This window comes from Nonomuraea sp. NPDC050404 (assembly GCF_040655495.1).
Lineage (GTDB): Bacteria > Actinomycetota > Actinomycetes > Streptosporangiales > Streptosporangiaceae > Nonomuraea.
Window position 1 is genome coordinate 22,054 of sequence record NZ_JBFAKB010000007.1, and the last position, 24,099, is coordinate 46,152.

A 24,099-nucleotide genomic window follows, 5' to 3' on the forward strand; every position below is an offset into this window, starting at 1 on the left:
CCCAGGGACAGCAGCTAGCGATCTGGCGCAGCTCATGACCTTGCTGGAGCAGGGCGTGCATGGCGGCATGCCGCTCGCGAATCCTGCTGGCGATGCGGTCTTGACGGTCGGCGGGCGGGATGGACGGCACCTCCGCGAGGTGCCGGCTTGAGTGTTGGGCGTGGCGATCAGGGCTTGCAGGTGGTCGCGGCGGCAAATGATGGTGCGTTCGACGGCTTCGCCGAGGTTGTTAGATCGGGCCTTGGCGCCCTGCCGAGATTCCTCTCGGTGGGTTTCCCTGGCCCGCCCGCCGAACCCGGTCGCAATGTCATGCGATTACGGGTCGCCGTCTCGATCGATGACGGCTGTCCTGCGAAGCTCTCGAACCTCGGCCGAGAGCTCGGGCCATTTCATGAAATCGAACGTCTTTTCCATGACCTGCAGGAGAATGGGCAGGCGAGAGGGATCCTCGGAGATCCTGTCTGTAGAGGCGACCAAGATTCGCGCCATACGATCGACGTCACGCTCTGGCCGATGGGCATCGGCGATGAGCGGTCTGATATGTTCGTCGAACACCTTCCAGGAAACATCGGGCTCACGCTGGCTGAGCTGCTGCTTTAGCCACCAGACTCGTGCCCGACCGACATCGGACAAATGCGTGTTGAGCGCTGCCATCGAGGCGTCTTCGGCGACAAAACTGGCCATCCACGCCGATCGTCGCATCTCGGCGAACTGCGCTGCGCGGACAGCGTCACGTCTTCCAATCGATGCCCGGATGCGAGTGAGGAACTCCACATCTCGATACCTCGATGTGGGTTGCCAGTTGGCGAGTTCGACTCGCACCCGCTGCTCGGCGCGGAAGACCTCTTCAGGGGCAAGGGCTTCGGTAACCGTGCGTGTAATCTCGTGAACATCTGAGAGCACTGCGGCTCGCGCAGCAACCGCGTTGGGATGTAGTTCTGTGGTCGACCCCGCCTGGCTCGCCGTTTCGAGGCGAGCCAGGCGGTACCGCACCCGACCACGTATCTTGAACGAAATTCCAGGGACACGGGTAGGCGCGGCCATCTTAAGTTTGATCGTCCGTGTGCCACGGAGCGGCCTTTCAGGCCACAGTGGCATCATCGAGTCCCTCCATCTCAGCAGCACTTACTGAGCCTCGTGGCTGCTGGATGGCGTACATAAGGACATCGCCGATGATGCCCTGCGTTTCCTCAGCCTTCTGGAGGTCGTAGATGATGTTGCCCCGTGCATTCGGCCTCACAGCAGCGCCGAAGATTGCGACGACGCGGTCCCAGCCAAGCAGGTCGGTGGCCTTCCCCCAGGCCTTCATCACAGCGAGGGACGCTTCGTAGGTTTCCTCGCGTGCGATCGCCTGTTGGAAGGCTTGAGCAACCTTCTCGCTGACGGCCTCCGCGGACACTTCGTGATTGTGCTCGTTCAAGAGCGCGCGGATGCCCTTCTCAGTGCTTGCAAGGCAGAGAAAGGCGCTGATGCCAGCGCGTTCCATCCCTGTCGAGCCCAGCCACGCCCAGATGGATTTGAGCAACACCCGGCAGTGCCGAGAGGTTGCCAGTGATGTGAAAGCCGTCACCAGGGCTGGGCTGGCGGGATTCGGCGATTTGAGTGCGGCCCGACCGAGCCTGGTAATCGCCATGCTGGGTTTCTCTTGCCCGAAGTCGCCGCCGCACACGTCGGCGACGATGTCGATGACCTCCTGCGTGCCGCGGGCGGGCCACGCGTACAAACGATCACGGATGTAGGCGCCGAACATAGGATCCAGCGCTGCGCTTGAGAGCGCTTCGATGAGGAGCTTAGGTCGCTTGGTGGCCAGTGCATCGAACAGCTTCTGGACTAGGGAGTGGAGACGGAAGTGGACCGCCACGTCCATGAGAGCGGTCACTACTCGGCGCGCATCCTCCTCAACCGCCAGCTCCGCCGCTTGGCCGACTGCCCACTTGATCAGATCGTCTCGATACCCAGCGAACTGTTGCCAGAGGTGCAAACGGACCGCAACTGCGAGCCCGTGATACTCAGCCGGCAAGTGGACGCGGTCGTCTTCCTCCGTCAGATTGGCGTCTTTGAGGCGTTTCGAGGGGAAGTCTTCCCCGAAGATGTCAGCTAGGCTCCGGTCCTTCTCTTGGAATTGGGTGCGAAGGGCTTCGGCCATGGCCAGCACAGACGTCGTCAGTCCGCCGTCACACATGGCGGCGGACCAAACCAGGGTACGGGGCTCAAATCCGGCAGGGCAATCGTTGTCGAACCACCCCTTCCAGCCGAGGAACTCGTCCGCAATAGTCTTGCCGTCGGCGCCTGGATTGGCTTGGAGGATGCTGATGAACCTGAGCGTCTCCCCGACTGGCGGTGAGGGATCCCAGATCTTGGCGAAGGCGTCCTCATCGAGACGTTCAACCAGAGATGACTGCCCCGCCGCCCGCAGTTCCTTGGCCGCGAGCTCCCTGCCGTTGGCTGTGCGGAGCCGTACGATGCGGTCGGTGAGTGGTCGGATCCACTCGTCGTTCAGAACTGTTTCGGTCGCGAGAACTGCCAGGTAGGCGCCGGAGGCGATCGCCCAATCTCGCAATTTCTTACCGAAATCAGCGTCGGGGCGCACTCTATGTTCAGACAGGTCGAGCAGGTATCCGAAATTAGGAGCGGCTGGTGGGAGGAGCCGGGTTTGAGGACGTTCCCACCGGGGCTCTAGCTTCATCAGCTGACCCTCGGGACAGCGCTGCCGAAGCCTGTGAAGAGCGGCACTGCCACGTCCAGTGCCGGGCGCGCCTACGAAGATGATGACGCCGGGCTCGTCGAGCCAATACTCGCTTTCGTTCCATCCCTTGCCTTCTCGTTGAACGAACCACTCAGCTGAGCTGGGATGGAGCTCGCTCATCGTGATCGGCACCACTTCGACGAACTCGTCGCCGTAGATGAACGACATGTGAGCCGCGGCGAATGCGGGACCGGGGCCCGTGAATATCGCCTCCATGCTTTGTCACGCTCCACTCGTTGGGGGGTTGCCTGGGATATGCGTATTGATGGTCAGGCCGTGAAAGGTCATTGTCTGGCCGACGATCATTGAGCCGGAGCCTTCATGCCGGGCATTGATGGTGATGCCGTGAGGTGGCGGTGCTGTCGCGGAGAGGTCCACGGCGAACTTGCTGCGGAAGGACGCACGGATGGCGTCGGCGTCCATGTTGCCCGCATGTGGGCCGATGCTTTGGGCGAGTTGGGCAAGCTTGCCCAGGAGGTCGTCGGCGGTCATGCCGCCGGCATGGGCCAGAGCCCTGGCGTCGTCGAGCCCTTGCCGCCAATCGCGTCCGTCTTCAGACGGGTCGACCGTCCAGACGTGCAGGCGCGACAGCACGCGATGGGCCTGTATTTCAGCCTCGGTACGTTGCGTAAGACTGGCTGCCTCGGTCAGTGCTGTAACGACGTGTTCGAATCGCGAGCGCAACTGCCGACGCGTGACGTGCTCGCTGAGCAGGAGTCGGAACGAAGCCGACGTGTGGTGGCTACGTGCCATCGATGACAGCTGCGCGAGATCTTTGAGCTCGTCCTCGGGTCCTCCAGCGGCGACCCCGAGGATGAGGCGGCCACTTTCGAGGTCGTGGGCGCGGGACTGCCATGTCTCCATCGCTTGGCCGAGGACGGAGACCAGCTCCGTGCTGCTGCCCGTGACGGACAGCGTCTTCTTGACCTGGAACTCGATTATGGTACTTAGGTCAGTGGAGCCGGCACGCATGACGACGTCGTCGAGCAAGCTGCCTGCGACTCTCTGCTGGAGCGCGACGCCGACGATGGGTCTGTGGGGCCCCACTGGCGGATGTGCGCCGCGAAGCAGCCTGCTCATTGCAAGCGCGGCCACCCGATACTCAAAGATCGTTCCTGCACCACCCGTAGCCTCAGGGGAGGCAACGCCGTTCGCCATACTTGTCTCCTTGGGACCTCGACGCCACGACAACGATACGAGCGAGGACTGACAAAACTGCGCCGAACGTTGGGATCGCCCGCACACCGCGATCTCGCTCACCAGGCCAACGGCTCACAGAACCTTGCCTGGCTCGGACCCTTCAGCTGTTGAGCGATGAGTGGTTTAACCAGGAAAGTCTTGAGATCCGCGAGGAGTACGGCAGGCAGCAGGTCGTTCCACTGTCTTCAGTATCAGCGAGAAGTCGTGGTGCCTTGTCGAACTTGGCACTGTAGGTGGTCTCAAAGGCGGCGATCGCGGCCAGGCGCGCTCCTTGTTCTCGGCGTTCCAGATCTGCGCGAGGGCCTTCTTCGTGCCTGGGAGGGCGGACTTCGGCAGGCAGCGTCCCGAGAACGTTGGCGATCTTGTGAAACAGCATCTATGCTCCGGCCCGTGGGAATGCCATGTTGATCTTGCCGCTGTCCACGAGCCGCCGCATGTGGTCGTCGGACCGCAAGTAGTGGTAGGAGACGAGCGCGTCGATCACGCCGCCTCCTCACCATCCCACTGCCATTCGACTCCAAGAAGTTCGGCGAGCATCTGCGCCGGTTCCCAGTCAGACACGGCGTCGTTCCAGGCGGCGTTCACCGGGCGGGGCACGGTCAGCCGCACCGCCACCCAGCTGTCCCGCTTGGTGGGTTCGCCCAGCATGCCGACGACCTCGTCCAAGTCGGGGGCGGCGGTGAGCCGCGTCACGTCCGTGAGGTCGGTGTAGCCGGTGTCGGCGAGGCTCATCAGCAGCGCGGCCAGCGCGTCTGGGTCTTCGTAGCCGAGCGCGGCGGTGCGGTTGTCGGCGAGCAGGATCTTCTTCGCCCGCTCATCGTCCACATCGAGCAGCGCGCACGGCTCCTCAGCCAAGCCTCGGTCTTGTGCGCCGCGCCACAGGTGCTCACCCGCGATGGTCCGCATACGGGAACCATGGACGAGGACAGCGCCGTAGAAGCCGTTCTCGTCCATGGACTCGCCGATGACGTCAACGTCACCGCGGCGCGGATTGTCCGGGTGCGGCTCGAGGTTGGCTACAGGGATCAGGCGGTACTCCTGCATGGCGAGTTGGGTCACTACGAAAACCTCCTCAGGCAGAGGTCGAGGTGATCGGATAGAGCTGTCGGGAGATGCGGATGGGTGCTGCGGCATAGCCTCTCGGCAGTCGTCTCTTGGAGTCGCGCGAGGGCGGAGAGGATCGTCCGGTCCGCCCACGATGGCCGGGGCACGGCGACCTGGCGGCGGAGCACAGCCAGTTGATGCCGTAGTACCAGGATCTCTACGTCTTTGGACGCCTGTGATAGGGCGAGTACGCGATCCAGCCGAATACGCGTAAGACGATCAAGTACAGCAGTCGCAGAGCCATCCAGCGATTTTGCCGAGGTGAGCCGCCGAACGCAGCAAAACCCCAGATCAAACCCTGTGACCCGGTTTTTGGCACCCACAGGATTGCCGCCACGGGCTTAGCTAGGTTGTTTGGGGTAAAGCTCGTTGACTTTGTCCTGAATCTCAGACAGCTTGCCTTCGTCGCAAGGCCATCGGAATATCTCAGCTGCGCTGGCAATGGATGATGTAATGGCTGCGATGGAACTAGCAACAAGTTCGCGCACCAGCACGGAATTCTGTATCTGTGTGCGCAGTGCTGTCCTATTTTCAGCGACCTGTTCGAAGCGGAGGTTGACAGTAATCAAATCCATGCGTGCAGCTTCGGCGAGGAAGCGTATATCCAACTTGTGCGCTCTATAAAAGGCGCTGCGATCGAGTCGTGGGAACTGGGCTGGAATACCTACGTTCCGGGACTTGCAGGCAGCGTATATCTCCTTAATGGCTCGCACTGCATGTTCTTCGTCCGAATTTGATCCATTGAGTCGACGCAACTGTCGCTGGAGACCATTGAGCCGATGTCCAGTTTGCATGACCCCTTCATAAGTCGATCGAGAAGGGGAAGTGCCTCAATCGCTCGATTGTCTCGCCGCAGGACGTGGATCGCCTCGAAGAGCGCCACCTGTTGGGAAAAAAGCCCAAAGATGGGCGCTTGCATGGGTGGCATTTCGTGAAACGTGCCGCTGGACGCGATAGAGCCTACGAGAGCTCCGGCTTGGGTGATCAGTGACTCGAGGTCGAGCGAAGGATCCCGTGGGATCGATTGTATCGACGCCTGTCCAGCATTTATGTAGCCAGACTGGCCAGATTCGCCCCGCTTGAGGAACTCCATCCTCTGCGGCCGAAAAGCTAGTCCATCCGCGCAGCGCACAGATAGTTTCTCGGTGAACTTGGCGGAGAACTCGTCTTCGCTGCGTGTCATGCTATGCACGGATGAGTTCCATTCAAGTAGCGGGTACTCCTGCCCGGCCGGAGCGGGATCGGATCCGTGGCCGACAAAGTGGCCGCGAATGAACTTCCTGCTGGACTTCACGTCCATAGGAATACGGTCACGAAGTGTTGGATGTGCTGCATCTAGCCCAAGGAGCACGAGTACGGCGACTCTTACATGCGTGAATGTAGAGTCGACAGCCCTCAAAGCATTCTTATGCACCTTAGACAGATCCATGAATCCGTGCTCCAGGCCATCGCTTGCAGCCTTAGCCGCCGTGTATATGGCTCGGTCTCCCGAGAAGATGAGCTGCTCCCTGCACCAGGACTCCAGCGCGGCTTTCCATCGCGGCCGTTCCGGATCGTCCGGATCAATGTTATTCATCCTTGCCAAGGCCGGCTCGTCAACCCCCAGGCGCGAGCATTCACGCCTGATGATCGCCTGCGTGAGCGCTTCAACGGCCATGTAGAGATGTTCAAGGGCAAGCCACTCTGATCCGAAGTGCCAATTAGGCAGAGCAAGCGCATACTGACGTAGTGCTCGCAGGATTCGTGCATGCTCATCGGATGCGTTGAAGGCATCTATCAAGGTTGCGAGTTCATCGGCCTTAACTATCCTGCCTTCCTTGATGAGGCCGCTCTCATCAGGCAGAAACGACTGAAGGAATTCTCGTTCTGAGCAGTCCGCGGTCGCATCGAAGGCCAGGTGTAGTTCAGGAGAGCCAACATAGGTATTGGCGCAGAACGCGAGAAGCACGCACGACGTCGCAGAAAGTGCCGATGCTGCTGCAATCGCGGCGTCTATCGACGGGAATCGGCCGCGTACTTCGATCCAAAGCTCACGAGGAATTGGCGCTTCAAATCCACTTGCAACCCACCGGGTTCGAAGTTTTACCTCTACCAGTCCTTCTACGCCGTCGACGTCCTCTAAGGACCAACGGCAGCCTTCTTCTGGAAGGAAGCGGGCTGCCGAGGATGCCCGCAAGACAACGACGTAATCGCGTATGTCGCTCATATTCAACCTCTCGGCTCGTAGTACTGATCGATACGCAGTCACGATGCTAGCGGTTTGGGGCACTGCGAACCGATTGGACGTGTAATTTCCTGTGGAAGTTCCTTCTCGCTCTCTTGATACGAACAGAGCGTCAGCCAACTCTGGGGTTACGTCCCGTCGAGTGGTGTAGATCTGGCTACGAAGGAGGCCGTGCCCTCGCCGAGGGCGGCTAACTCGACCAGAGTTGCTCAACGCCTGAGGAACACCTCATCAAGGTGCCACTCGAGAGCATCTCGGTTCGGCCGATCTCGTGGCCGTTCTGGGACAGTGATCTGCTGGCTGGCCTGGCGGTAGAAGTCCTCGCCGTTGCCGAACTCATCGCGTAGTCGCGGGCTCACAAGTAAGCGGTGTTTGGGGTCGACTGCGAGGTAGCCGCGGTCGTAGAGGGTGTGGACGTCTGATCGGAGCAGCAGCCCGTTGTCCAGGCGATGCTCGCCGCCCGCCGAGAGAGGACGGATGTGGGCCGCTTGAAGAACTGGCCGGATCTTGTCGCCTGTGATCGCGCAGCGCCGATCGTAAGCATGCAGGACGACGGCTTGGAAGGCCTGCTGACCGAGTCGACGCGGGGCGAGTCGGGGGTCTCCGAAGGTAGGACCGTCGCGGTGCCACGGCTGGGAGAGGTCGATGTCCTCGCGAATGCCCATTCTGCGCAGCAGGTCCTGGAAGTAGCTGCCCGCAGGTCCGGCCAAGTCGTAGCTCTTGCCTTGAACGATGTTGGACGCGAAGCCCGGTGGCGGTCCGGCGATCCGGTCGGCAGGGAAGAAGAAGACGTCGCGGATGATGATGCAGCCGATGACCGGATCTTCGCCCGGTGCGATGGGCTGGCTACGGTACTTGCCTACCTGCTGTCGTAAGTCGACGAGGCTTGCGGCCCCGTTGCCCTGGCCGAAGAACTCCCACGCCTCGGAGACGCGCAGGGGAGCGAAGCCGCTAAAGAAGCCGCCGCCGACCACGCTGTTGTGAGGGTAGTGCGTCTTGAAGAAGAACAGCTCGCCGTGCTCGACCGCACCAAATCCGCGCCCGCCTCCAGGGCGCCAGAAGTTCACCTCGGTGAGCGTCGGACGCGCGGCCAGGAAGCGGTACCAGCTCTCATCTGTGACCCCGACGTAGGTCTTCACGGAGGCAATTGTGCACGCCCTTGATCATGTTCACCAGACCCCTATTTGGCATCCTCGTGGTGCTGGTAACGAGTTACTGCCGTACTGGGGCTTCACTCGAACGGCGCCAGCTGATCTCTCCCTGCGTTACGTGTTGGCCGTATTTGTCCTGGCCTTGTTGTCAAGGGTTGCAGGAATTGTCCGGAGATGCCGTCGGGTCAAATCGTGCGGCACCGGTCCGCGCCTTCTCGACCTTGCGCGACGCCGGAGCGACGGAAGCCGCCACTCGTGTAGGTGCGGCATTCGCACTGTGTGGTGCCCCGTGGCGCTACAAGAGCCGCTTCCGGTGAGCGGCAGCTTCTGCCCGGACTTCCGCGAGAAACGCCGCGGTGCGGCGCTTCTGCCATTCCTCATCGTCGAGGTCTTCAGCTTCGTCGAGCTCGATCGCTTCTTCCTCGTACAGCAGCCAGCTGCCACGGATGCCGCTGAGCAGGTCCTCCAGAAGGTCGAGGGCCGGGCGGGCGGGGTCCAGCGGCGTGATCCGCAGGCCGGGCGCGTCCATGCCGAGCTCGGACTGGTCCTCGCGCCGCTTGGCGAGCAGTTGCTGGGCGGCGGCGATGCGCTGCTGCAGTGCCGTGATATCAGGGATTTCGCCTTCCGCGACCCGGAGGGCGTCGCGGATCAAGGGCATCACAGCTTGGCGAGGCGAGGCGCCCTCGGCGATCAGTTCCAGGACGAGGGTGGGGGTTTCGTGGGGGAGTGCCTCGATGTGGTCGGCTTCGACCACGATCTGGGTGGCGGGCAGGCCAGCGGATTCGGCGGTGACGGTGGCGGCCGCATCCAGCCAGTGCGCGGCGGCGATGGCGGCTGCGGCCGGGTCGATCTCGGTGAAGAGCGCTTCGGAGCCGAAGGGGTTGTCGTGCAGCAGGTTGTGGGCTTGGGCGACTTGGAGCGGGGAAGCGTCTTCGCGGGTGAGGGCGACGGCCTGGCGGGCGCGTTCGGTCAGATTGCCCAGTTCGGCTTGTTCGATGGCGGCCAGTTCGGCGCCGACGTCGATGGTGACGCGGGTGGTCAGTTCGGCGGCGTTGAGGGCGTGCAGGGTGCGGCCGACCTGGTGGGCGGCTTCTTCGACCTGGATGTAGGACTGGATCATGTAGCCGTCGGAGGGCAGGTTGGGGTTTGTCAAGGCGGTGAGGACGCTGGTGAAGGCGTCGCGTTCTTCCTGTCGGCGTTCGCCTTCGGAGTTGGGCTCGTGGCTGTCGGCGGCGCTGGCCGGGTGGGTGTAGCACCGCCAGCAGGTCTCGGAGAGCTGGGTCAGGGCCTTGGCGAGGTTTAGGGCTTCGTGGCTGGGGATCCCGGCAGGAAGGTCGGCGACGTCTACCGCGGTGTCTCCTGCCCCGGTGTTCCAGGAGGCGATGAGGGTGTTGCGGCGGTGATCGACGGCGTACCGGGTCAAGAGGACTCCTCACAGATGAGCGAAAACGGTGCTGGGACACGCCCAGCATGGAGCATCGGGATCGTGCAAGTACCGAACTCAAGGGCGAGTCCCTTCTTTTGCTCATCTCTGCCAGTCGGTCAGTGAAGGGTGATGCGACACGGTCGTGGATGGGATCGACGTGTCCGGGCCCGAAGCTCGGCTACGCCCCCGGTGTCACGTAGCACTCGGTTCTGTCTTCGAACTAGCGTGAACTGCTGACATTGCTGCGGAGTGAGGTGCGTATGGGGGCGGCCCGGGGTACCGTCGGCGCGTGGATGCGTGTGCTGAGCGGATCGCTTTGTTCCTCGCCGTGCGGAACGTGCCGTACGCCACGGACGGCGCCCATGATGCCGACACGTTGATGACGCTCGGGCGTGGCGACTGCCTGGCCAAGTCCGCCTATCTGATCGAGGGCTTGCGGGCGCTCGGTTACCCGGCCCGGCGCGTCCGGTGGCTGTATCACCTGCCCGACCGGCCAGCAGAAGTACGGCTGCTGCCGTCACGGGAGGACGTGCATTCGGCGGCCGAGGTGCTGATCGATGGCCGGTGGGCGTTGGTGGATGCCACCCACGATCCACCCCTGGCGGCCGCCGGGTTGGCGGTCGGCGTATGGGACGGCAGCACCGACACCGTCCCGGCGTACGAGCCGCGCGGCCCGCTATGGCGAGCGGGGGACGGACCCGAACCGATGCCGAACGCCGACGTCAGCGAACGCACCGACGCCGACAGCGACAACCGCTATCAGACGGCATTCAACCGGTGGCTGCATGAGATCCGCACCGGAGCCGCAACGAACGCACGCGGTACGGGGGCGGCTGATGTCTGACGCCTCACCGCTCTACGGCGATGCCGCTTTTGCTCGTCACACCTACTTGGTCATCGACTTTGAGGGGTTGACGCCCGCCGGGCGGCCCGCCGTTCCGGTGGAGGTGGCGGTCCTTGCCCTCACTGTTGCCGCCGCCGGGCTGTCGCCGCTGTGGAGTTTCGAATCGCTGATCGCACCGCCCGCCGAGGTGCCCGTCACCTCCTCCGATGTGCGCATGACGGGTATCACCGCGGCGATGCTGGCTACGGCCGCCGGCCCTGAGCACGTCATGGCTGACCTCGACCGTCGGCTTACGATGCCGCCGTACCGGCTGGTCGCCCACCACGCGCCCACCGAGGCGGGACTCATCGCTCATCAGCGGCGGCACTGTCCCGTTCTGGCGGCTGTCCCGCTGTTGGACACCGTGCGGTTGGCCCGCGCGCTGTACCCGGAGTTGCCGTCGCACCGGCTGGACGATCTGATGAGGTATCTGCGTATTGAGCCGCCGGGGCGTCGTCATCGGGCGATGCCGGACGTACAGGTCACGGCGCGGGTATTCGAGCGTCTGGTAGTCGAGGGTGGGCGGACGGGGCGCTGGCGCACGCTTCTCGATGTTGACCGGGTGGGTGGGCTGGCGCCCAAACGTCTGGCGTCATCGGGCGGAGTTCAGGTCGGACTGTTCTGAGATTCCAGCACGGTTGCTGCGACTACGTGCTGATCTTTGAGAGGCAGCGTGCGCGCTCCAGATCTGCGGGGGTATCGATTGCCATGCCTTCGTTTTCGACGAGCACGATCCCGATATCTACGGAGTGCTCGAGGAAGCGGAGCATTTCGATGCCTTCGGCCTGTTCCAAGGGTCCTTGAGGTAGGGAGTGGAACATTTCGAGGCCGGATGGGGTGAACCCGTAGAGGCCGAGTTGGCGGAGGTAGGTGGGGCGTGAGCAGCGGGGATAGGGGATGGGTTGTCTGGAGAAGGTGAGGGCGCGTCCGTCGGTGCGGGCGACGGCCTTGACCACGTTGTGGTCGAGGACGGAGCCGATCTCCTGAAGTCGGGTGCAGGCGTTCAGGCCGGCTATCGATGGATCTGCGGCGGCCAGAGCTTGTGAGACGGCATTGATCGCTGCTGGGGAGATGAAGGGTTCGTCGCCCTGCACGTTGATGTAGCCGTCCGCTTTGAGGTGGTGCAGGCATTCTGCGACGCGGTCCGTGCCGGTGGGCTGGTCGCCGGTCAGCAGGCAGGTCATGCCGAGGTCGGCGCATGCCTGTTGGATGCGGGGGTCGTCGGTGGCGATGACGGTCTCCGCGATGTGTTCGGCCTGCTGGCAGCGTTGGTAGACGTGCCACATGACGGGCTTGCCGTTGAGGTCGGCGAGGGGTTTGCCGGGGAAGCGGGTGGAGGCGAATCTGCAGGGGATCACGGCCACATGGTGTGGCGCTGAGCGGTCGATGCCGTGGATGGTCATGGTGCTGTCCCGGGGTTGTAGGAGAGTGCGGGGAGTAGCTGCGCCAGCTTGCTCGCCACGGTTGGTGAGGACACGTCGGCGAGGGCTGCCCAGCGGTAGCTGCTCACTTCTTCGCGTTGCAGGCGGATGGCTGGTTCGCCTCGCCGACCGGTTCGGAAGGCGAAGCGGAAGTCGAAGTGCAGGTGGGCTGGCTCGGCTTTGGCCGGGCTGGCGGGGATCTGGTGGATGTCGATGTCCAGGGGCAGGCCGCTCAGCGTCGCCTCGGGGATGAGTCCGTCGCGGGCGAGTCCTGTTTCCTCTTCGAGTTCGCGGAGCGCCGCCGCTTGCAGATGGGCGTCGGCGTCTTCGAGATGTCCGCCGGGCAGAAGAAGGCGGTCCAGGGCTGCGTGGTGGATGTGCAAGACCCGTTCGTCGGCGTTGATCAGGATCGCGCTGCAGGTCACGTGACCGGTGAAGGTGCCCCGGCGGGTGAGGTTCCCGGGGGTGGTCAGGGCTTGCAGGAGGCGGGTCAGGCGCTGGCGCTCGTTCGGGTGGTGGGTGAGGTAGGCGTCGACGCTTGTGCGGATGTGGTCGCGGGTTATCGGCATGCGGGGTCACCTGTTGAAGTAGTCGAGCCAGATTTCGGCGATGATGCGGCGGGCGTCGGGGGTCAGTTCGTGCAGGCCGGGGGCGTGGTCGTCGCTGGTCAGGAGGGCGGTGGCGGCGAGGATTTCGGCTTGGACGAGGTGGATGTAGGTGCCGACCGAGGCGCCGTGCAGGAAGTTGACGGCGTTGCCGCCGGCCAGGACGTAGAAGTAGTGGCCGGTGGTGGCGTAGCGGGTGAGGTGGGGTCCGGTCTCGGTGCGGCGGTAGAGGTGGTCGAGGGCGGTGAGTTCGAGTTCGTCCTCGGAGGAGGTGACCGAGGCGATGTAGGCGCCGTTGGGTAGGACTGCGAAGTCTTCGTAGCGCAGGGCGAGGTTGCCGGTGGCGCAGATGATGAGGCCGCAGCCGCGGATGGCTTCGGCGCGCGTGGTGGGGACGTGGAAGCCGTGGGCGCGGGCTTGGACGCGTTTGACGGGGTCGTCGTCGTAGATGGTGACCTGGACGTTCTTGGCGTGGAGCATGCGGGCGATGGAGGTGCCGAGTTTGCCGTAGCCGATCACGCATGCGTCGAGGCTGCTGAGGATGTCGCCTCGGGAGCGGATCAGGGCTTCGGTGGAGAACACGATCGAGTGGCCGACGAGGTGGTCTTCGGGTTCTTTGAGGGGTGAGCGGGCGACGGAGTAGAGCGGGCAGGGCAGTTTGTCGAGGTCGAGGTAGCGTTGCAGGCCGTTTTCGGTGTCTTCGATGACTCCGCGGATGTTGCCGGAGAACTGCGCGCAGAGCGGTTCGATGGTGCCGGCGAAGTAGCCGCCTACGTCGAGGAGCAGCAGGTTCTTTCCGGCGGCGGTGTCTTCCAGGTAGGTCAGGGCGGTGGCGGGGTCGGCGAACTGGGCGCGGGTGAGGGTGTCGACGGTGAAGTGCTGGCGGGTCTGCGCGGCGGCTGTTTCGTGGATGGAGCGCGGTTTGGGCAGGACGGCCGCGATGTGGGTCAGGTGGGCCATCGCCTGCAGGAACGCCGGTCGCTCGGGGAGCAGGTGGGTGATGATCAGGGAGCTGGTTGGCTGCGGGGCCGGGAAGCGCTGGGTGACGCGCTGGAAGAAGGCTTCCAGGCGGGCCTTTTCGAAGCTCTCCACGGGGACCCCTTGCTGGGTGGGCGGCATGGTTGTCAGACGGTGGCGGGTTGGTGGCTGGTGATCCAGTCGAACTGTTCGGCCATTCCGGTGGCCAGGTCGACGTGCGGAGTCCAGGCCAGCAGATGGCGGGCTCTGGTGGTGTCGGCGCAGGTGGCGGCGACGTCGCCGTTGCGGGTGGTGGTATCTGTGGTCGGGATGCGGGCTCCGGTGAGTCGGCGCGCGAGCTGGATGGTGTCGGCGATGGAGGTGCTGGTTCCGGTGCCGACGTTGATGACCGTGTTGATGGTGGGGGCGGTTGCCGCGGCGATGGTGGCGGTGACCACGTCGGTGATGTAGGTGAAGTCGCGGCGCTGGCGGCCGTCGCCGAAGATTTGGATGGGCGTGTCGTCGAGGGCCGCGGTGAGGAGGCGGTGGAGGAACATGTCCTCGCGCTGGCGGGGGCCGTAGACGGTGAAGTAGCGCAGCGCGGTGACCGTGGTGGGGCAGTCGGGCCGGGCGGCGTGGGCCAGGCAGAGCTGCTCTTGGGCGAGCTTGGTCACGGCGTACGGGGAGGCGGGGTGCGGGTGGTCGATTTCGTTGCTGGGTGTGCCGTTGGTTGCTCCGTACACGCTGGAGGAGGAGGCGACGACGAGCCGGGGGACGCGCAGGCGGGTGGCGGCGTCCATGATGCGCTGGGTGGCGAGGATGTTGCAGGTGACGTAGTCGCTGAAGCGTGGTCCCCAGGAGGGGCGTACGCCGGGAATGGCGGCGAGGTGGAAGACGGCGTCGGCGTCGAGCAGGAGGGGTTCGATGGCACAGGTGAGGAGTTCGGCGGTGATGGGGATGAAGGCGGGGTGGTCGCGGAGAAGGGTGAGGTTGGTCGCGGCTGCCGGGTCGGAGTCGGCGTCGCGGCGGTCTACGCCGATGACGGTCGCGCCGGCCTGTAGCAGGGCCAGGGTCAGGTGGGAGCCGATGAAGCCGGCTGCGCCGGTGACCACGGCCCGGCGTGGCACCTGGGGATCGGCGCCTACCAGGTGAGGAGTTGGGGCTGTTGACATGAGATCTCTCCATCAGTTGTTCAAGCGAGGTGGTCGAGCAGGGTTCGGCCGTGTTCGACCAGGGAGAGGTCGCCGCGCTCGTGACCTCGGACCAGGGCGGTGACGGCTTCGATGGCGCCGAACTGTGCCAGGAGGGCCTGGTCCTGGGGGTTCAGGGGGTGGCCGTATCCGTCGAAGAAGGCGGTGCGCAGCCGGGGGTTCGGTTTCCAGAGGCGGTGTTCCAATCGGGCGAAGTCTCGTACGCGGGCGTCCGTACGCGCGTGTTCGAAGTCGAGGACACGTACAACGGTGTCTGGGCCGATGATCCAGTTCCTGGGCTGGTAGTCCAGGTGGCAGGTCGCGGTCCGCATGGCGCTGGTCGCCAGGCGGTCGGCGCGGATGAGCAGGGCGCGTTGCTCGGATCCGGTGATCAGGTTCAAGGTGTGCGCACGGCCGGTCCACCAGCGCAGTCGTCCAGCCAGGTGTGCGGCGATGTCGTTGCCAGGTCGCTTCGGGGGCGGGATCTGGTGCAGGAGCCGCAGGGTCGCGCCTGCGCTCTGGTGGGCGTGCAGCTCGGCTGCCGAGCCGGTCGGGAGTCGCGCCGCGCTTCGTCCCGGCAGCATGGTCAGAAGGAGCGATTGAGTCGCGGGGTCGGCGGCGACCAGGGCTGGGGCGAGGTCGCCGAGCTGGGGGATCCAGGTCTGGTAGGCGCGTGTTTCGTTTTCGAAGCGTTGCCGTGAGGTGTGGCGTTTGACGACGTAGGGGGCGTCGCGGAGGTCGGTGATCGTCAGCAGGTGGGCTGGCAAGCCCGGTGACGGGACGACGGTGACCGGGCCGAGGGCGCGGCGGGCGAAGGGCAGGCGTGGGTCACAGGCTTCGATCGACATGGGTGTCCGGGGCGATGGGTGCGGTCAGGTGGGCGGTGTCGTTGTGGCGCTCGAGCATCCAGCGGCGGTGGCCGCGCCGGTTGCGGTGGAGCTGCCAGCAGGTCAGGGAGCCGTGATCGGTGATGAAGCCGGCCTCGCCTCCTGGTGGGAGGCCGAGCAGGAGGGTGTGGGCGGCGAGGATTGTCTCGCCGTGTGCGGCGAACAGGATGCGGTCGCCTTCATGGCGTGCGATCAGGGCTTGCAGGAACGTTCCAGCGCGGTGTAGGTAGCCGTTCCAGGTGTCGGAGCCCGTGGCCCAGGGCCGGTTGGGATAGGTATGAGGGCCGCCGCCGAAGGCGGCTTTCACTTGGTGCCAGGGTTGGCCGTCGGCGTCGCCGTGGATGGGACCGTCGAGGCCCTGTTCGGTGGTCAGCGGGAGGTCCAGGGCGGTGGCGTAGATGTCGCCGGTTTCTTGGAGGCGGGTTCGAGGTCCTGCGTAGATGGCGGAGATGGGCTTGGTCTCGCGTTCGGTGGCGATCCGCTGCGCGGTCCGGGTGGCCTGGTGGCGGCCCAGATCGGTCAGGCCGGTGCAGGTACGGGGTCCGCCGACGAGACCATCGAGGTTGCATCGGGCCTGTCCATGCCGGGTGAAGATCAGTTCGGTGAGGATCATGTCTTGCTCTCCGGCGCGTGGGGGGCAGGCGGGGGCCACGGGTGCTGGTAGTGGCCACGGCCCAGGTAGGGGGCGGTGAAGATGCGGTGCAGCTCCGCCTGGTTGAGGAGGTCCGTCATGGTGGTGTGTCCGAGATGGGAGGAGTGGCGGGCAGCCGCGTGGTTGTAGGTGTTGAGCGCGATGCTGACGGCGGTGTGCGGGAGCGGCCCGTAGGTCATGGTCAGGGTGACGATGAGCTTGGCCAGGTCATAGCCGAAGGGGGCGAGGGTGAGGTCGTCGACGTCGATGACATAGGGCAGGCCGGAGTCTGTGATCAGCGCGTTTCGGGGGTTGCTGTCCTTGTAGAACGCTGCTGGCCCGGTGGCCGTGGTGTGCAGGAGCTTCTCGGCTATGGCGAGATCGGTCAGGTGCCCGCTGTCGAGGCGGGATTGGAGGGCGGCCAGGCGTGGGGTGAGATAGTCCGCCAGGTCGTGGCCCTGTATCAGGGGATGGGGTGTGTCCAGACGGGCGCGGTGCAGGTCGCTCTTCCAGGCGGTCGCGTGGGTGTCGCCGAGGAGGGCGGCCATCATGCCGAGGCCGTCGACGCCGAGGTGACGGCCGTCGATCCAGGCGAAGGCGATGGTGGTGTCGGTGACGGCACGGATAGGGGGCTGCCGGAGGGGGCGTGCGTGCGTGGCGAGCCACCTGTGGTGGTGTACGGCTTTCGCACAGGCGTCCGAGGAGTTGTAGACCTTGGTGAACACCCGTGCGCTCACTGCCCTTCTCCTGTCTGGAGCGCGGCAGTGAGGAACGCGCTGGAGGTGGCTACGGAGCGGTTATCTGCTCCAGCCAGCGGCGGGTGCGGCGGCGGCTGGTCAGGAGAACCACTTGGGCGTGGCCTCCGTACTGTTCGATCTTGGCCAGCACGCGCGGGCGCATCTTTCGCCGGTAGGTGGCCACGTAGCGCAGCACGCCCCAGTGGATCCTGTTGTAGATGCCGCTGGCCTTGTCCTGTCCGTGGCCGTGTCTGAGTTGACGGAAGAAGATGCCCCAGAGCGCCGCCCAGGTGGACACGTCCATGAGGATCACGGTGTCGCAGGCCTCCAGCCGTACCTGGAGAGTGGAGTTGTAGTTGCCGTCGATGACCCAGCGCTCGGCGGAGACCAGGTCGCGCTGCATCGCCTCGAACTTCTCCGGCGGCTGGGGATTCCACTCGTCGTCGTAGTACACGGCGTCGAGGTGCGTCACCGGCGCGTGCAGGATCCTGCCCAGCTCGCGGGCGAGGTGAGACTTGCCGCTGCCACCGCAGCCGACGATGGCGACCCTCTTCATGCGCATAGCGCCTCACGATAGTCACGGCGGCGGACCGAATCTGAACATCGCCGCGGATGGGCTGGTCTGGTGCGCGCGTCATCGTGACCTGCCGATCTTTCGCGATCGGGCGCCGGCGAGCTCTCCCAGCGCCTCCTGGAACTGCCGGACCTGGTGGCTGAGGCGGAACAACTCCAGACGGCGGAGACATTCGGCGATCAGCCAGGTGTGCTGGTGGGTGCCGGCGATGGCGCGCAGGTGTCGCAGCCGATCGACGACCTCCCCGCCGTCTCGGACGATCAGAGACGGGGGCACGAAACGGCGGACGTGCCTGATGTTGTCGGGGGCGAGCGGCAGGCATCCGGCGAGCACGGCCTCGAAGATGCGTTGGGTCATCTGGCCTGCTGAGGCGTACCGCTGAGGTAGGAGCAGCACGGTGGCCAGCGAGCGCATGTACAGGTCGTGCACCTGAGGGAAGGGGATGCGGCCGAGGAAGGTCACGTGCGGCCAGCGAGTGGTGGCGGTCCACTTCCCGGCCACTTGGTGCGGGACGTGTGCGGCGGCGGGCGCGAAGTAGTCGTTGAACTCCTCGTCGCGGTCGTGTTGGTTGCCGACGTAGCCCAGCGTGATGGGGCGTGGGACGGCGGCCAGCGCCCGGGGGTCGGCGCTGTCGAGGAGCTCCTCGTCCACGGGGAACAGCAGAGAGCGGGCTCCCGGGGTGGGGTCGAGGGCGGCTTCGCAGACGAGCACGCCCGCGCGTTGCCGCCATGAGCTGTCGGCCGGTAGTCGGCGATCTTTGTCCCAGATCAGGGTGGGGGTGCCCTGGTCGAGCGTGTAGTGATCGAGGAGTTCGTGTTGGCGGTGCAGGTCGCAGGTGTGGCCGGGGGCGTCGCACGTGGTGGTGTTGCGGCCGGGGATAGGCCAGCGCCATTCCAGGAACAGCAGGTCGATCTCGGGAGACCCGCTGTCGAAGGTGTACTGGTCGGTGAAGCGGTCACCGGCTTCCAGCCGGTCGCGGTCGGCCTGCAGGAAGATGAGGCGGTGGCCTTGGCGGATCAGCGCGTCGACGAGGGGGCGGCGGTGGCTGCGTCCGCCGTCCGGGGTGTCGGTGATTCCTGCGCCGAGGAAGCCCCAGAAGCTGTATCCGATGATCATTTGGTGATCCACCTGCCTTCCAGCAGGAGCGCGTCCAGTCCGGACGAGGCCAGGCAGTCCACGGCCATCTGCGGGGTGCCGCAGATCGGTTTGCCCTTGACGTTGAGCGAGGTGTTGATCAGGACCGGCACGCCGGTGCGGCGGGCGAATGCTTCGAGCACCGCGTGCATGAACGGGTTCTGTTCCTTGGTGACCGTCTGCAGGCGCGCGGTGCCGTTGGCGTGGACGATCGCGGGGATCTGCGTGCGGGCCAGGTCGGTGACGTTGGAGGCCATCGACATGAACGGGGCTTCCTGGCCGAGGGTGAAGTAGTCGCAGGCGCGGTCGGCCAGGACCATGGGCGCGAACGGGCGGAACGGCTCGCGGAACTTCACGGTGGCGTTCAGCCGTTCGATGACGCCGTCCTGTAGCGGGGAGGCCAGGATGGAGCGGTTGCCCAGGGCGCGTGGCCCCGCTTCGATGCGGCCGTGGAACAAGCCGACGATCTGACCACGAGCGAGCTGGCCGGCGAGGAACTCGGCGGGGTCGCCGGGCACGTCGCGGTCGATGAGGGTGGGCCACGCGGACAGGTCGAGATCTGGGGTCGGGAAGGAGGGGCCCAGGTAGCAGGATCGGGAGATGCCCGACAGCGGCTGTCCGCTCAGTTTGAGGTGGGCGGCGGCAGCGGCTCCGATGGCGGTTCCCGCGTCGCCTGGTGCGGGCGGCACGAAGACCTCGTCGAAGATTCCCGCCTCGATGATCTTGCCGATGCTGACGCAGTTGGTCGCCACGCCGCCGCCGACACACAACCGTTTGGATCGATCCAGGTTGCGGGCGAGTATGGCCAGGTGAACCATGACCTCCTCGGTACGCGCCTGCAGTGCCGCCGCCAGGTCGCGGTGCACCTGCGTGACGGGCGCCTGGGACGGTCGGGGCGGGCAGGTCGCCGCGATGAAGCGAGGGGTGACGCGCGGATAGCCGGAGATCAGGACGCGGATGGGAAACAGGCTCGGATCCACAGCGAACCCGTCAGGCGTGAGCCGGATGGCGCGAGCGAACAGCTCTTGGAAGCGCGCGGGCTCGCCCAGCGCGGCGAGTGCCATCACGGTGCCTTCCTCATCCCCGCGCCGCCAGCCGAGGTGTTGGGTGACGGCGCCGTAGACGTAGCCGAGTGAGGCAGGGTCGTGCAAGGCGTGCAGGGTGCGCAGTTCCGGTCGGCCCGGCTTGCCCTGGCGGGCGGTGGCGATGGTGGTGGTCTGGGTTTCGCCCAGGCTGTCCACGATGAGCACCGCGGCGTCGTCCCATCCGGAGGCGGCGAACGCGCACATCTGATGAGCGCGATGATGCTGGACAGGCTGGACCGGAGCGCCGGAGAACATCCGGCTCAGGGCGCGGGTGCGGCCTATCGTGCGGAGGGCGACCTTGGTGAAGCCAGCGGCCCGCGGCAGTGCTCGATCACGCGTTGGTGCGGGTCCGAGGAAGCGGGCTACCTGGGGGACGGCGGCGAGGTAGCGCGGGCCGTGGAAGTTGTAGGCGATCGTATCCACGTCGGCTGCGGTGATCCCGGCTTCGGAAAGGAGCCACTGTACGGCCTGGCGCGGGTAGTCCTTGGTGTGCTTGACCTGCGACAGGCGTTCCTCTTCGACGAATCCGATCAGCTCGCCGTCCATCAGCAGCGCCGCGGCGGAGTCATGGGTGAAGGAGCACAGCCCCAGGACGGTGAAGGGTGCGGTCATGAAAGGTCACCCGCTCGCCACGGAGGTACGGGCTCGAAGCTCTTCGTACCAGTCGAGCAAGGCCAGCCCGAGCGGCGACCGGATCCGTGTGGCGAGGTTCTCCGCGAGGACGTGTTCACCGCACTTCCACAGACGGTAGCTGCGCATCATCTCGCCCACGGCGTCCCACATCGGATGGCCGGTCGGGTCACCCGCTCGGGTCCTGGCCAGCAGGACGTCGAAGCCGGCCCAGGGCGTGATCAGCGACGGCATCTCCGGGCTCGTCGCGGAGGTGCCGACGGCGGCGGCCCGGTCGAGGTCGTGCTCGTACAGGTGCAGGGAATCGATGTGGTGGTGGTAGTCGCCCAGCTCGACGTTCAACCAGCCGGCCATCAGCTCGTGCAGGACGGTGGTGAAGAACAGGTCGTACGGCAGCCCGATCCACGCGTCCTGGCCGCGCATGGTGGTGGACATGTGCAGGCGGTGCCGCCGGATATGAAATCGGAAGCCCAGGGTGCACGGCACATCCCGGTGTCCGGCCGTGTCCCTGGCAGGGTCGTAGAGCTGGATCAGCGCGCGCCGCGAATCCGGATCGGCCCGCAGCTGGTCGACGACGGCGGCCAGCTGATCCACCCGGCCACCCCAGCGGCGCATGCGAGGGCCGTAGGCACCACGCAGAACCCCTTCATCGGCGAACTGGCGAAGCCGCCCGTTGTAGTCGAAGATCCACGGCTCGTCGGAACCGGCCAGGTGCCATACGGTCTCGGCCACAGCGAAGGCCGGATTGAGGACGCGGGCCGACGACGTGAGCAGCCTGGCGCGGGGCCGGGTGAGCCGGAGGTTCACGTCCAGGACCTCGCGGGTGGGCATGCCGCGGGGGCTGACGCGATGGCCGTCCTTGAGCACCGTCGCCACCACGGTGGTGAACAGCTCGGCGACGCTCTCGCCCGTGTAGGACATCATCGGAGGTCTCCTTTCTCGGTCGGGGCTCAGGGCAGGGCGAGGGCGAGTTGAGCCACCGCGGCTGCGGCGGTGCCGTCCCAGCGGCAGATCGAGTCCATGGCCGTCGCGGTGAGGCGCGGTCGCCGGCTTGCCTCGCCCAGTTCGGACAGGGCGTGGGCGACCTCGTTCGCGTTCGTACAGGCTCGCGCCGCCTCGTGCGCGGCAAGGTCGAGCGTTCGTTCGCCGGGCAGATGGAGCTCGATGATGGGGACGCCGAGCAGCATGGCCTCGATGCCGCAGGTGGAGGAGACGCTCACCAGGGCGTCCGCGCCGGCGAGGCATCCTCGTGCGCCGACCTCGTGATCGGCGACGGCGACCTTGAGCCGGTGCGCGGACTCCAGCATGGGAGTGAACACCTGCGGGGCCAGCGCGGGATGCGGAGCGATGACCAAGGCCCAGTCACCTCTCGCGGCGCGCATCGCCTCGAACAGGAGCTCCGCTTGTGCGTTCAGGCGATCGAGGGCGAAGGGCTGACAGGCCCAGACCAGGAAGCGTTCCGGCGGTGTGCCGTGGTGCGAGGCGAACAGCTGGTCCAGGTACGCGCGGTGCCGTGAGTGGCTCTCACGGGTCAGCGCGTCGAAGCGAGGCTGTCCCAGCACGTGGACTTCGGCGTCGTGGTGGCTCGCCCACACGGAGTCCCGGTTGCCCATGACCACGACGTGGCGCGCGTGCAGACCGGGTGTGCCGGTCGAACCCGGAATCCGTGCGCCGTGCTGGACGTAGACGGTGCGGATGTCCATCCGGTCAGCGGTGCGGGTTGCGAGCACGCCGAGAGGGCTGACGTCGTTGCTGACCAGCACCGAGGTTGGCCGGGCGGCGTCGAGCACGTCTTCCAGCCACATCTCGGCGCGCACGGTGGCCTGCCACGACAGTTGAGTGGAGCCGGCGGTGTGCTCCAGCAGCCGCGAGATCAAGCCGATCAGGCGGTCGAGCAGGACGGTGTGTACGCCGATGCGGATGGACCGGCCGCTATCGAGGGGGGAGGGCAGTCCTCCTGACACGTTCAACAGGTCGGGAGGTACTGGCCGTACGTCGATTCGGGGGTCTTCGATGGACGGGCATCGCTGCGCTGGGTCGGTGGCCAGGTCAAGCAGGAGACTGCGCTGCTGGCGATGGCTGACGTCGTGCAGGACCGGCAGCAAGGTCTCGGCATGGCGTGATGACCACGACAGCGCCACCACGGATGCCGGCCCGTTCGCTCCATGTTCGCCACTGATCCGGGGACTTGGCGGGAATGGCTGGCCGGCTGCGTCTGGGCCGCCGAGCAGGTAGGCGATTCCTGGCCAGGTGACCGTGTACGAGCGGTACTCCCGCGTGCCGCTGTCGCGTTCGCCCAGAAACGCTTGGTCCGGCGGGCCAGTGAGGGGTCCCGGAGCCGCTGCGAACGGCGGCCAGGCCGACAGGCGGAGCAGCTTGCGCACCACGTGGATGAGCAGGCGGTGTACCGGCACCCGGTGGACGTCGAGCCAGGACAGCCCGTTCGGGGTCAACGCCACCGCCGCGGCGTGGCACTCCAGCGCGCCCAGGAGCTGCTGGACGTGGTGGCCGATCTCTTCGGGATCGGGCTGGATGGCGTCGAGTTCCTCCAGCGGAGCGCCCGCTGACGCCGGTACGGCATCTCGGTGGGTCAACGCCCATGAGAGCGCTTCGACGGGGGCGATCCAGTCGATAGGCGTGGTCACTGTGGGCACCTCAGGGGGATCGGCGGGGACAGCGCGGGCGTCTGCAGGCTCTGCCTGAGGCAGGCGAGGGAGGCGGGGTCGTTCACGGTCACCGGCTGGGGCGAGGTGGCGGTGCCGTATCCCCAGGCGGCGTGGATGTAGCGCACGCCGGCACGGCGGGCGGCTTCCTGGTCCACGGCCGTGTCGCCGACGTAGACGGCCTGCGCGGGGTCGACGCCGAGCTCGGTCAGCGCCAGCAGCAACGGGTCGGGGGCGGGCTTGCCGCGTTCCCGGCCGGGCGTGCGTATGGTGCCCCACGGGCAGTTCAGGCGTCCCAGCAGCGGCGTCGCGCGGTTGAGCGGCTTGGCGGTGACCACACCGAGCGCCCACCCGTCCTGGATGAAGGCTCCCAACGCCGCCTCGATGCCAGGGAAGGGCGGCGCGAGATGGCCCCACTCCAGCGACGCCCTGTCGTACGTGGCGTGCAGCAGCTCGGCGTCGGCCAGGCCGAGCTGCTCCATGATGTCGGCGAAGGGGCGGCCTACGTGACGAAGGTAGTCCTCGAAGGCGACGTCAACGCGATGGCGTTCCTGGACGACCTGCCAGGCGCGGCACATCACGACGCGGGTGTCGAACAGCACGCCGTCGAGGTCAAGCAGTAATGCCTTCTCAGCTTCGAGGACGGGTGATGCACTGCTGGGACGGACCTCCGGATCAACCATCATCACAGTTCTTCTCCGTTCGAGACGTGCGGTCGGCGGGCAGCGAGCGAGGCAGGACTGGGGGCAGCGCGCTCCAGACAATCGCCTCGGTCAACGGCGCGGAAGGAGGCATGGGCGGTGTCTTCGGGCACGCGCGGTTGGATGGGGTTGTACGGATGAGGAGGCACA

24 protein-coding genes are annotated in these 24,099 nt (G+C 65.8%); 2 read left to right on the plus strand and 22 right to left on the minus strand.

The window, feature by feature from the left end:
- Positions 1 to 315 precede the first annotated feature (315 nt).
- The 9 genes from AB0I81_RS20205 to AB0I81_RS20245 form a co-directional block, all read right to left on the minus strand.
- On the minus strand, positions 316 to 903 hold the full coding sequence (locus tag AB0I81_RS20205) for a hypothetical protein (RefSeq protein ID WP_360658670.1): 588 nt from the start codon (positions 901 to 903) through the stop codon (positions 316 to 318).
- A gap of 178 nt (positions 904 to 1,081) precedes the next feature.
- Positions 1,082 to 2,962, minus strand: a complete 1,881-nt coding sequence (locus AB0I81_RS20210; RefSeq protein WP_360658672.1) for a hypothetical protein — start codon at positions 2,960 to 2,962, stop codon at positions 1,082 to 1,084.
- 6 nt (positions 2,963 to 2,968) lie between these two features.
- The gene (locus AB0I81_RS20215; RefSeq protein ID WP_360658674.1) at positions 2,969 to 3,904 is read right to left on the minus strand and encodes a hypothetical protein; all 936 of its coding nucleotides are present in this window, start codon (positions 3,902 to 3,904) and stop codon (positions 2,969 to 2,971) included.
- 142 nt (positions 3,905 to 4,046) lie between these two features.
- Complete coding sequence (locus AB0I81_RS20220) at positions 4,047 to 4,322, minus strand: hypothetical protein (RefSeq protein ID WP_360658676.1); 276 nt, start codon at positions 4,320 to 4,322, stop codon at positions 4,047 to 4,049.
- Between the two features lie 104 nt (positions 4,323 to 4,426).
- Positions 4,427 to 5,005 (minus strand): ParB/RepB/Spo0J family partition protein, encoded by a 579-nt coding sequence (locus AB0I81_RS20225; protein WP_360658678.1) that lies wholly within the window; start codon positions 5,003 to 5,005, stop codon positions 4,427 to 4,429.
- A gap of 386 nt (positions 5,006 to 5,391) precedes the next feature.
- Positions 5,392 to 5,625, minus strand: a complete 234-nt coding sequence (locus AB0I81_RS20230; protein WP_360658679.1) for a hypothetical protein — start codon at positions 5,623 to 5,625, stop codon at positions 5,392 to 5,394.
- A gap of 89 nt (positions 5,626 to 5,714) precedes the next feature.
- A complete protein-coding gene (locus AB0I81_RS20235) occupies positions 5,715 to 7,256 on the minus strand; it encodes a hypothetical protein (RefSeq protein WP_360658681.1) in 1,542 nt (513 codons plus the stop codon).
- 227 nt (positions 7,257 to 7,483) lie between these two features.
- Positions 7,484 to 8,413, minus strand: a complete 930-nt coding sequence (locus AB0I81_RS20240; RefSeq protein ID WP_360658683.1) for an HNH endonuclease — start codon at positions 8,411 to 8,413, stop codon at positions 7,484 to 7,486.
- Between the two features lie 307 nt (positions 8,414 to 8,720).
- On the minus strand, positions 8,721 to 9,848 hold the full coding sequence (locus tag AB0I81_RS20245; RefSeq protein ID WP_360658685.1) for a hypothetical protein: 1,128 nt from the start codon (positions 9,846 to 9,848) through the stop codon (positions 8,721 to 8,723).
- A gap of 319 nt (positions 9,849 to 10,167) precedes the next feature.
- Between AB0I81_RS20245 and AB0I81_RS20250 the strand changes: the two genes are divergently transcribed.
- Both AB0I81_RS20250 and AB0I81_RS20255 read left to right on the plus strand, forming a co-directional pair.
- Positions 10,168 to 10,695, plus strand: coding sequence for a transglutaminase family protein (locus tag AB0I81_RS20250; RefSeq protein ID WP_360658687.1), 528 nt, complete (start codon positions 10,168 to 10,170; stop codon positions 10,693 to 10,695).
- Positions 10,688 to 11,359, plus strand: a complete 672-nt coding sequence (locus tag AB0I81_RS20255) for a 3'-5' exonuclease (protein ID WP_360658689.1) — start codon at positions 10,688 to 10,690, stop codon at positions 11,357 to 11,359. The genes AB0I81_RS20250 and AB0I81_RS20255 overlap by 8 nt, the downstream gene beginning before the upstream one ends.
- Positions 11,360 to 11,381: 22 nt before the next feature.
- On the opposite strand, the gene AB0I81_RS20260 is transcribed toward AB0I81_RS20255, so the two are convergent.
- The 13 genes from AB0I81_RS20260 to AB0I81_RS20320 all read right to left on the minus strand — a co-directional run bounded on the left by AB0I81_RS20260 (position 11,382) and on the right by AB0I81_RS20320 (position 23,934).
- A complete protein-coding gene (locus AB0I81_RS20260) occupies positions 11,382 to 12,137 on the minus strand; it encodes a 3-deoxy-manno-octulosonate cytidylyltransferase (protein WP_360658691.1) in 756 nt (251 codons plus the stop codon).
- Positions 12,134 to 12,724, minus strand: coding sequence for an NUDIX domain-containing protein (locus AB0I81_RS20265; protein WP_360658693.1), 591 nt, complete (start codon positions 12,722 to 12,724; stop codon positions 12,134 to 12,136). Before AB0I81_RS20265 ends, AB0I81_RS20260 begins: the two co-directional genes overlap by 4 nt.
- A 6-nt stretch (positions 12,725 to 12,730) precedes the next feature.
- Positions 12,731 to 13,852 carry an adenosylhomocysteinase gene (locus AB0I81_RS20270; RefSeq protein WP_360658695.1) on the minus strand — a complete coding sequence of 374 codons (1,122 nt, stop codon included), beginning with the start codon at positions 13,850 to 13,852 and terminating at the stop codon, positions 12,731 to 12,733.
- Positions 13,853 to 13,884: 32 nt separating this feature from the next.
- On the minus strand, positions 13,885 to 14,889 hold the full coding sequence (locus AB0I81_RS20275; RefSeq protein WP_360658697.1) for an NAD-dependent epimerase/dehydratase family protein: 1,005 nt from the start codon (positions 14,887 to 14,889) through the stop codon (positions 13,885 to 13,887).
- A 20-nt stretch (positions 14,890 to 14,909) separates the two neighbouring features.
- Positions 14,910 to 15,755, minus strand: a complete 846-nt coding sequence (locus AB0I81_RS20280; RefSeq protein ID WP_360658699.1) for an aminoglycoside phosphotransferase family protein — start codon at positions 15,753 to 15,755, stop codon at positions 14,910 to 14,912.
- The gene (locus tag AB0I81_RS20285) at positions 15,736 to 16,407 is read right to left on the minus strand and encodes a histidine phosphatase family protein (RefSeq protein WP_360658701.1); all 672 of its coding nucleotides are present in this window, start codon (positions 16,405 to 16,407) and stop codon (positions 15,736 to 15,738) included. The genes AB0I81_RS20280 and AB0I81_RS20285 overlap by 20 nt, the downstream gene beginning before the upstream one ends.
- Positions 16,404 to 17,162 carry a phosphotransferase gene (locus tag AB0I81_RS20290; RefSeq protein ID WP_360658702.1) on the minus strand — a complete coding sequence of 253 codons (759 nt, stop codon included), beginning with the start codon at positions 17,160 to 17,162 and terminating at the stop codon, positions 16,404 to 16,406. Before AB0I81_RS20290 ends, AB0I81_RS20285 begins: the two co-directional genes overlap by 4 nt.
- Positions 17,163 to 17,211: 49 nt before the next feature.
- Entirely contained in the window at positions 17,212 to 17,724 is a 513-nt protein-coding gene (locus AB0I81_RS20295) for a topology modulation protein (RefSeq protein ID WP_360658704.1), read from the minus strand.
- Between the two features lie 72 nt (positions 17,725 to 17,796).
- A complete protein-coding gene (locus AB0I81_RS20300; RefSeq protein ID WP_360658706.1) occupies positions 17,797 to 18,852 on the minus strand; it encodes a hypothetical protein in 1,056 nt (351 codons plus the stop codon).
- Positions 18,849 to 20,567: a carbamoyltransferase C-terminal domain-containing protein gene (locus AB0I81_RS20305; protein WP_360658708.1), complete on the minus strand. Its 1,719-nt coding sequence runs from the start codon at positions 20,565 to 20,567 to the stop codon at positions 18,849 to 18,851. The genes AB0I81_RS20300 and AB0I81_RS20305 overlap by 4 nt, the downstream gene beginning before the upstream one ends.
- A 6-nt stretch (positions 20,568 to 20,573) precedes the next feature.
- Positions 20,574 to 21,509: a thymidylate synthase gene (locus AB0I81_RS20310; protein WP_360658710.1), complete on the minus strand. Its 936-nt coding sequence runs from the start codon at positions 21,507 to 21,509 to the stop codon at positions 20,574 to 20,576.
- A gap of 26 nt (positions 21,510 to 21,535) precedes the next feature.
- Positions 21,536 to 23,230: a hypothetical protein gene (locus tag AB0I81_RS20315; RefSeq protein WP_360658712.1), complete on the minus strand. Its 1,695-nt coding sequence runs from the start codon at positions 23,228 to 23,230 to the stop codon at positions 21,536 to 21,538.
- Positions 23,227 to 23,934 (minus strand): HAD family hydrolase, encoded by a 708-nt coding sequence (locus AB0I81_RS20320; protein ID WP_360658714.1) that lies wholly within the window; start codon positions 23,932 to 23,934, stop codon positions 23,227 to 23,229. Before AB0I81_RS20320 ends, AB0I81_RS20315 begins: the two co-directional genes overlap by 4 nt.
- Positions 23,935 to 24,099: the final 165 nt, after the last annotated feature.

What these genes read in the sequence shown, in the direction of transcription:
- AB0I81_RS20220 (WP_360658676.1), bottom strand. Translation starts at nt 4,322, where the DNA reads ATGCTGTTTCACAAGATCGCCAACGTTCTCGGGACGCTGCCTGCCGAA.
- AB0I81_RS20210 (WP_360658672.1), bottom strand. Translation starts at nt 2,962, where the DNA reads ATGGAGGCGATATTCACGGGCCCCGGTCCCGCATTCGCCGCGGCTCAC.
- AB0I81_RS20310 (WP_360658710.1), bottom strand. Translation starts at nt 21,509, where the DNA reads ATGATGTCCTACACGGGCGAGAGCGTCGCCGAGCTGTTCACCACCGTG.
- AB0I81_RS20275 (WP_360658697.1), bottom strand. Translation starts at nt 14,889, where the DNA reads ATGTCAACAGCCCCAACTCCTCACCTGGTAGGCGCCGATCCCCAGGTG.
- AB0I81_RS20235 (WP_360658681.1), bottom strand. Translation starts at nt 7,256, where the DNA reads ATGAGCGACATACGCGATTACGTCGTTGTCTTGCGGGCATCCTCGGCA.
- AB0I81_RS20295 (WP_360658704.1), bottom strand. Translation starts at nt 17,724, where the DNA reads ATGCGCATGAAGAGGGTCGCCATCGTCGGCTGCGGTGGCAGCGGCAAG.
- AB0I81_RS20265 (WP_360658693.1), bottom strand. Translation starts at nt 12,724, where the DNA reads ATGCCGATAACCCGCGACCACATCCGCACAAGCGTCGACGCCTACCTC.
- AB0I81_RS20260 (WP_360658691.1), bottom strand. Translation starts at nt 12,137, where the DNA reads ATGACCATCCACGGCATCGACCGCTCAGCGCCACACCATGTGGCCGTG.
- AB0I81_RS20305 (WP_360658708.1), bottom strand. Translation starts at nt 20,567, where the DNA reads ATGACCGCACCCTTCACCGTCCTGGGGCTGTGCTCCTTCACCCATGAC.
- AB0I81_RS20300 (WP_360658706.1), bottom strand. Translation starts at nt 18,852, where the DNA reads ATGATCATCGGATACAGCTTCTGGGGCTTCCTCGGCGCAGGAATCACC.
- AB0I81_RS20255 (WP_360658689.1), top strand. Translation starts at nt 10,688, where the DNA reads ATGTCTGACGCCTCACCGCTCTACGGCGATGCCGCTTTTGCTCGTCAC.
- AB0I81_RS20320 (WP_360658714.1), bottom strand. Translation starts at nt 23,934, where the DNA reads ATGATGGTTGATCCGGAGGTCCGTCCCAGCAGTGCATCACCCGTCCTC.
- AB0I81_RS20230 (WP_360658679.1), bottom strand. Translation starts at nt 5,625, where the DNA reads ATGGATTTGATTACTGTCAACCTCCGCTTCGAACAGGTCGCTGAAAAT.
- AB0I81_RS20285 (WP_360658701.1), bottom strand. Translation starts at nt 16,407, where the DNA reads ATGATCCTCACCGAACTGATCTTCACCCGGCATGGACAGGCCCGATGC.
- AB0I81_RS20280 (WP_360658699.1), bottom strand. Translation starts at nt 15,755, where the DNA reads ATGTCGATCGAAGCCTGTGACCCACGCCTGCCCTTCGCCCGCCGCGCC.
- AB0I81_RS20215 (WP_360658674.1), bottom strand. Translation starts at nt 3,904, where the DNA reads ATGGCGAACGGCGTTGCCTCCCCTGAGGCTACGGGTGGTGCAGGAACG.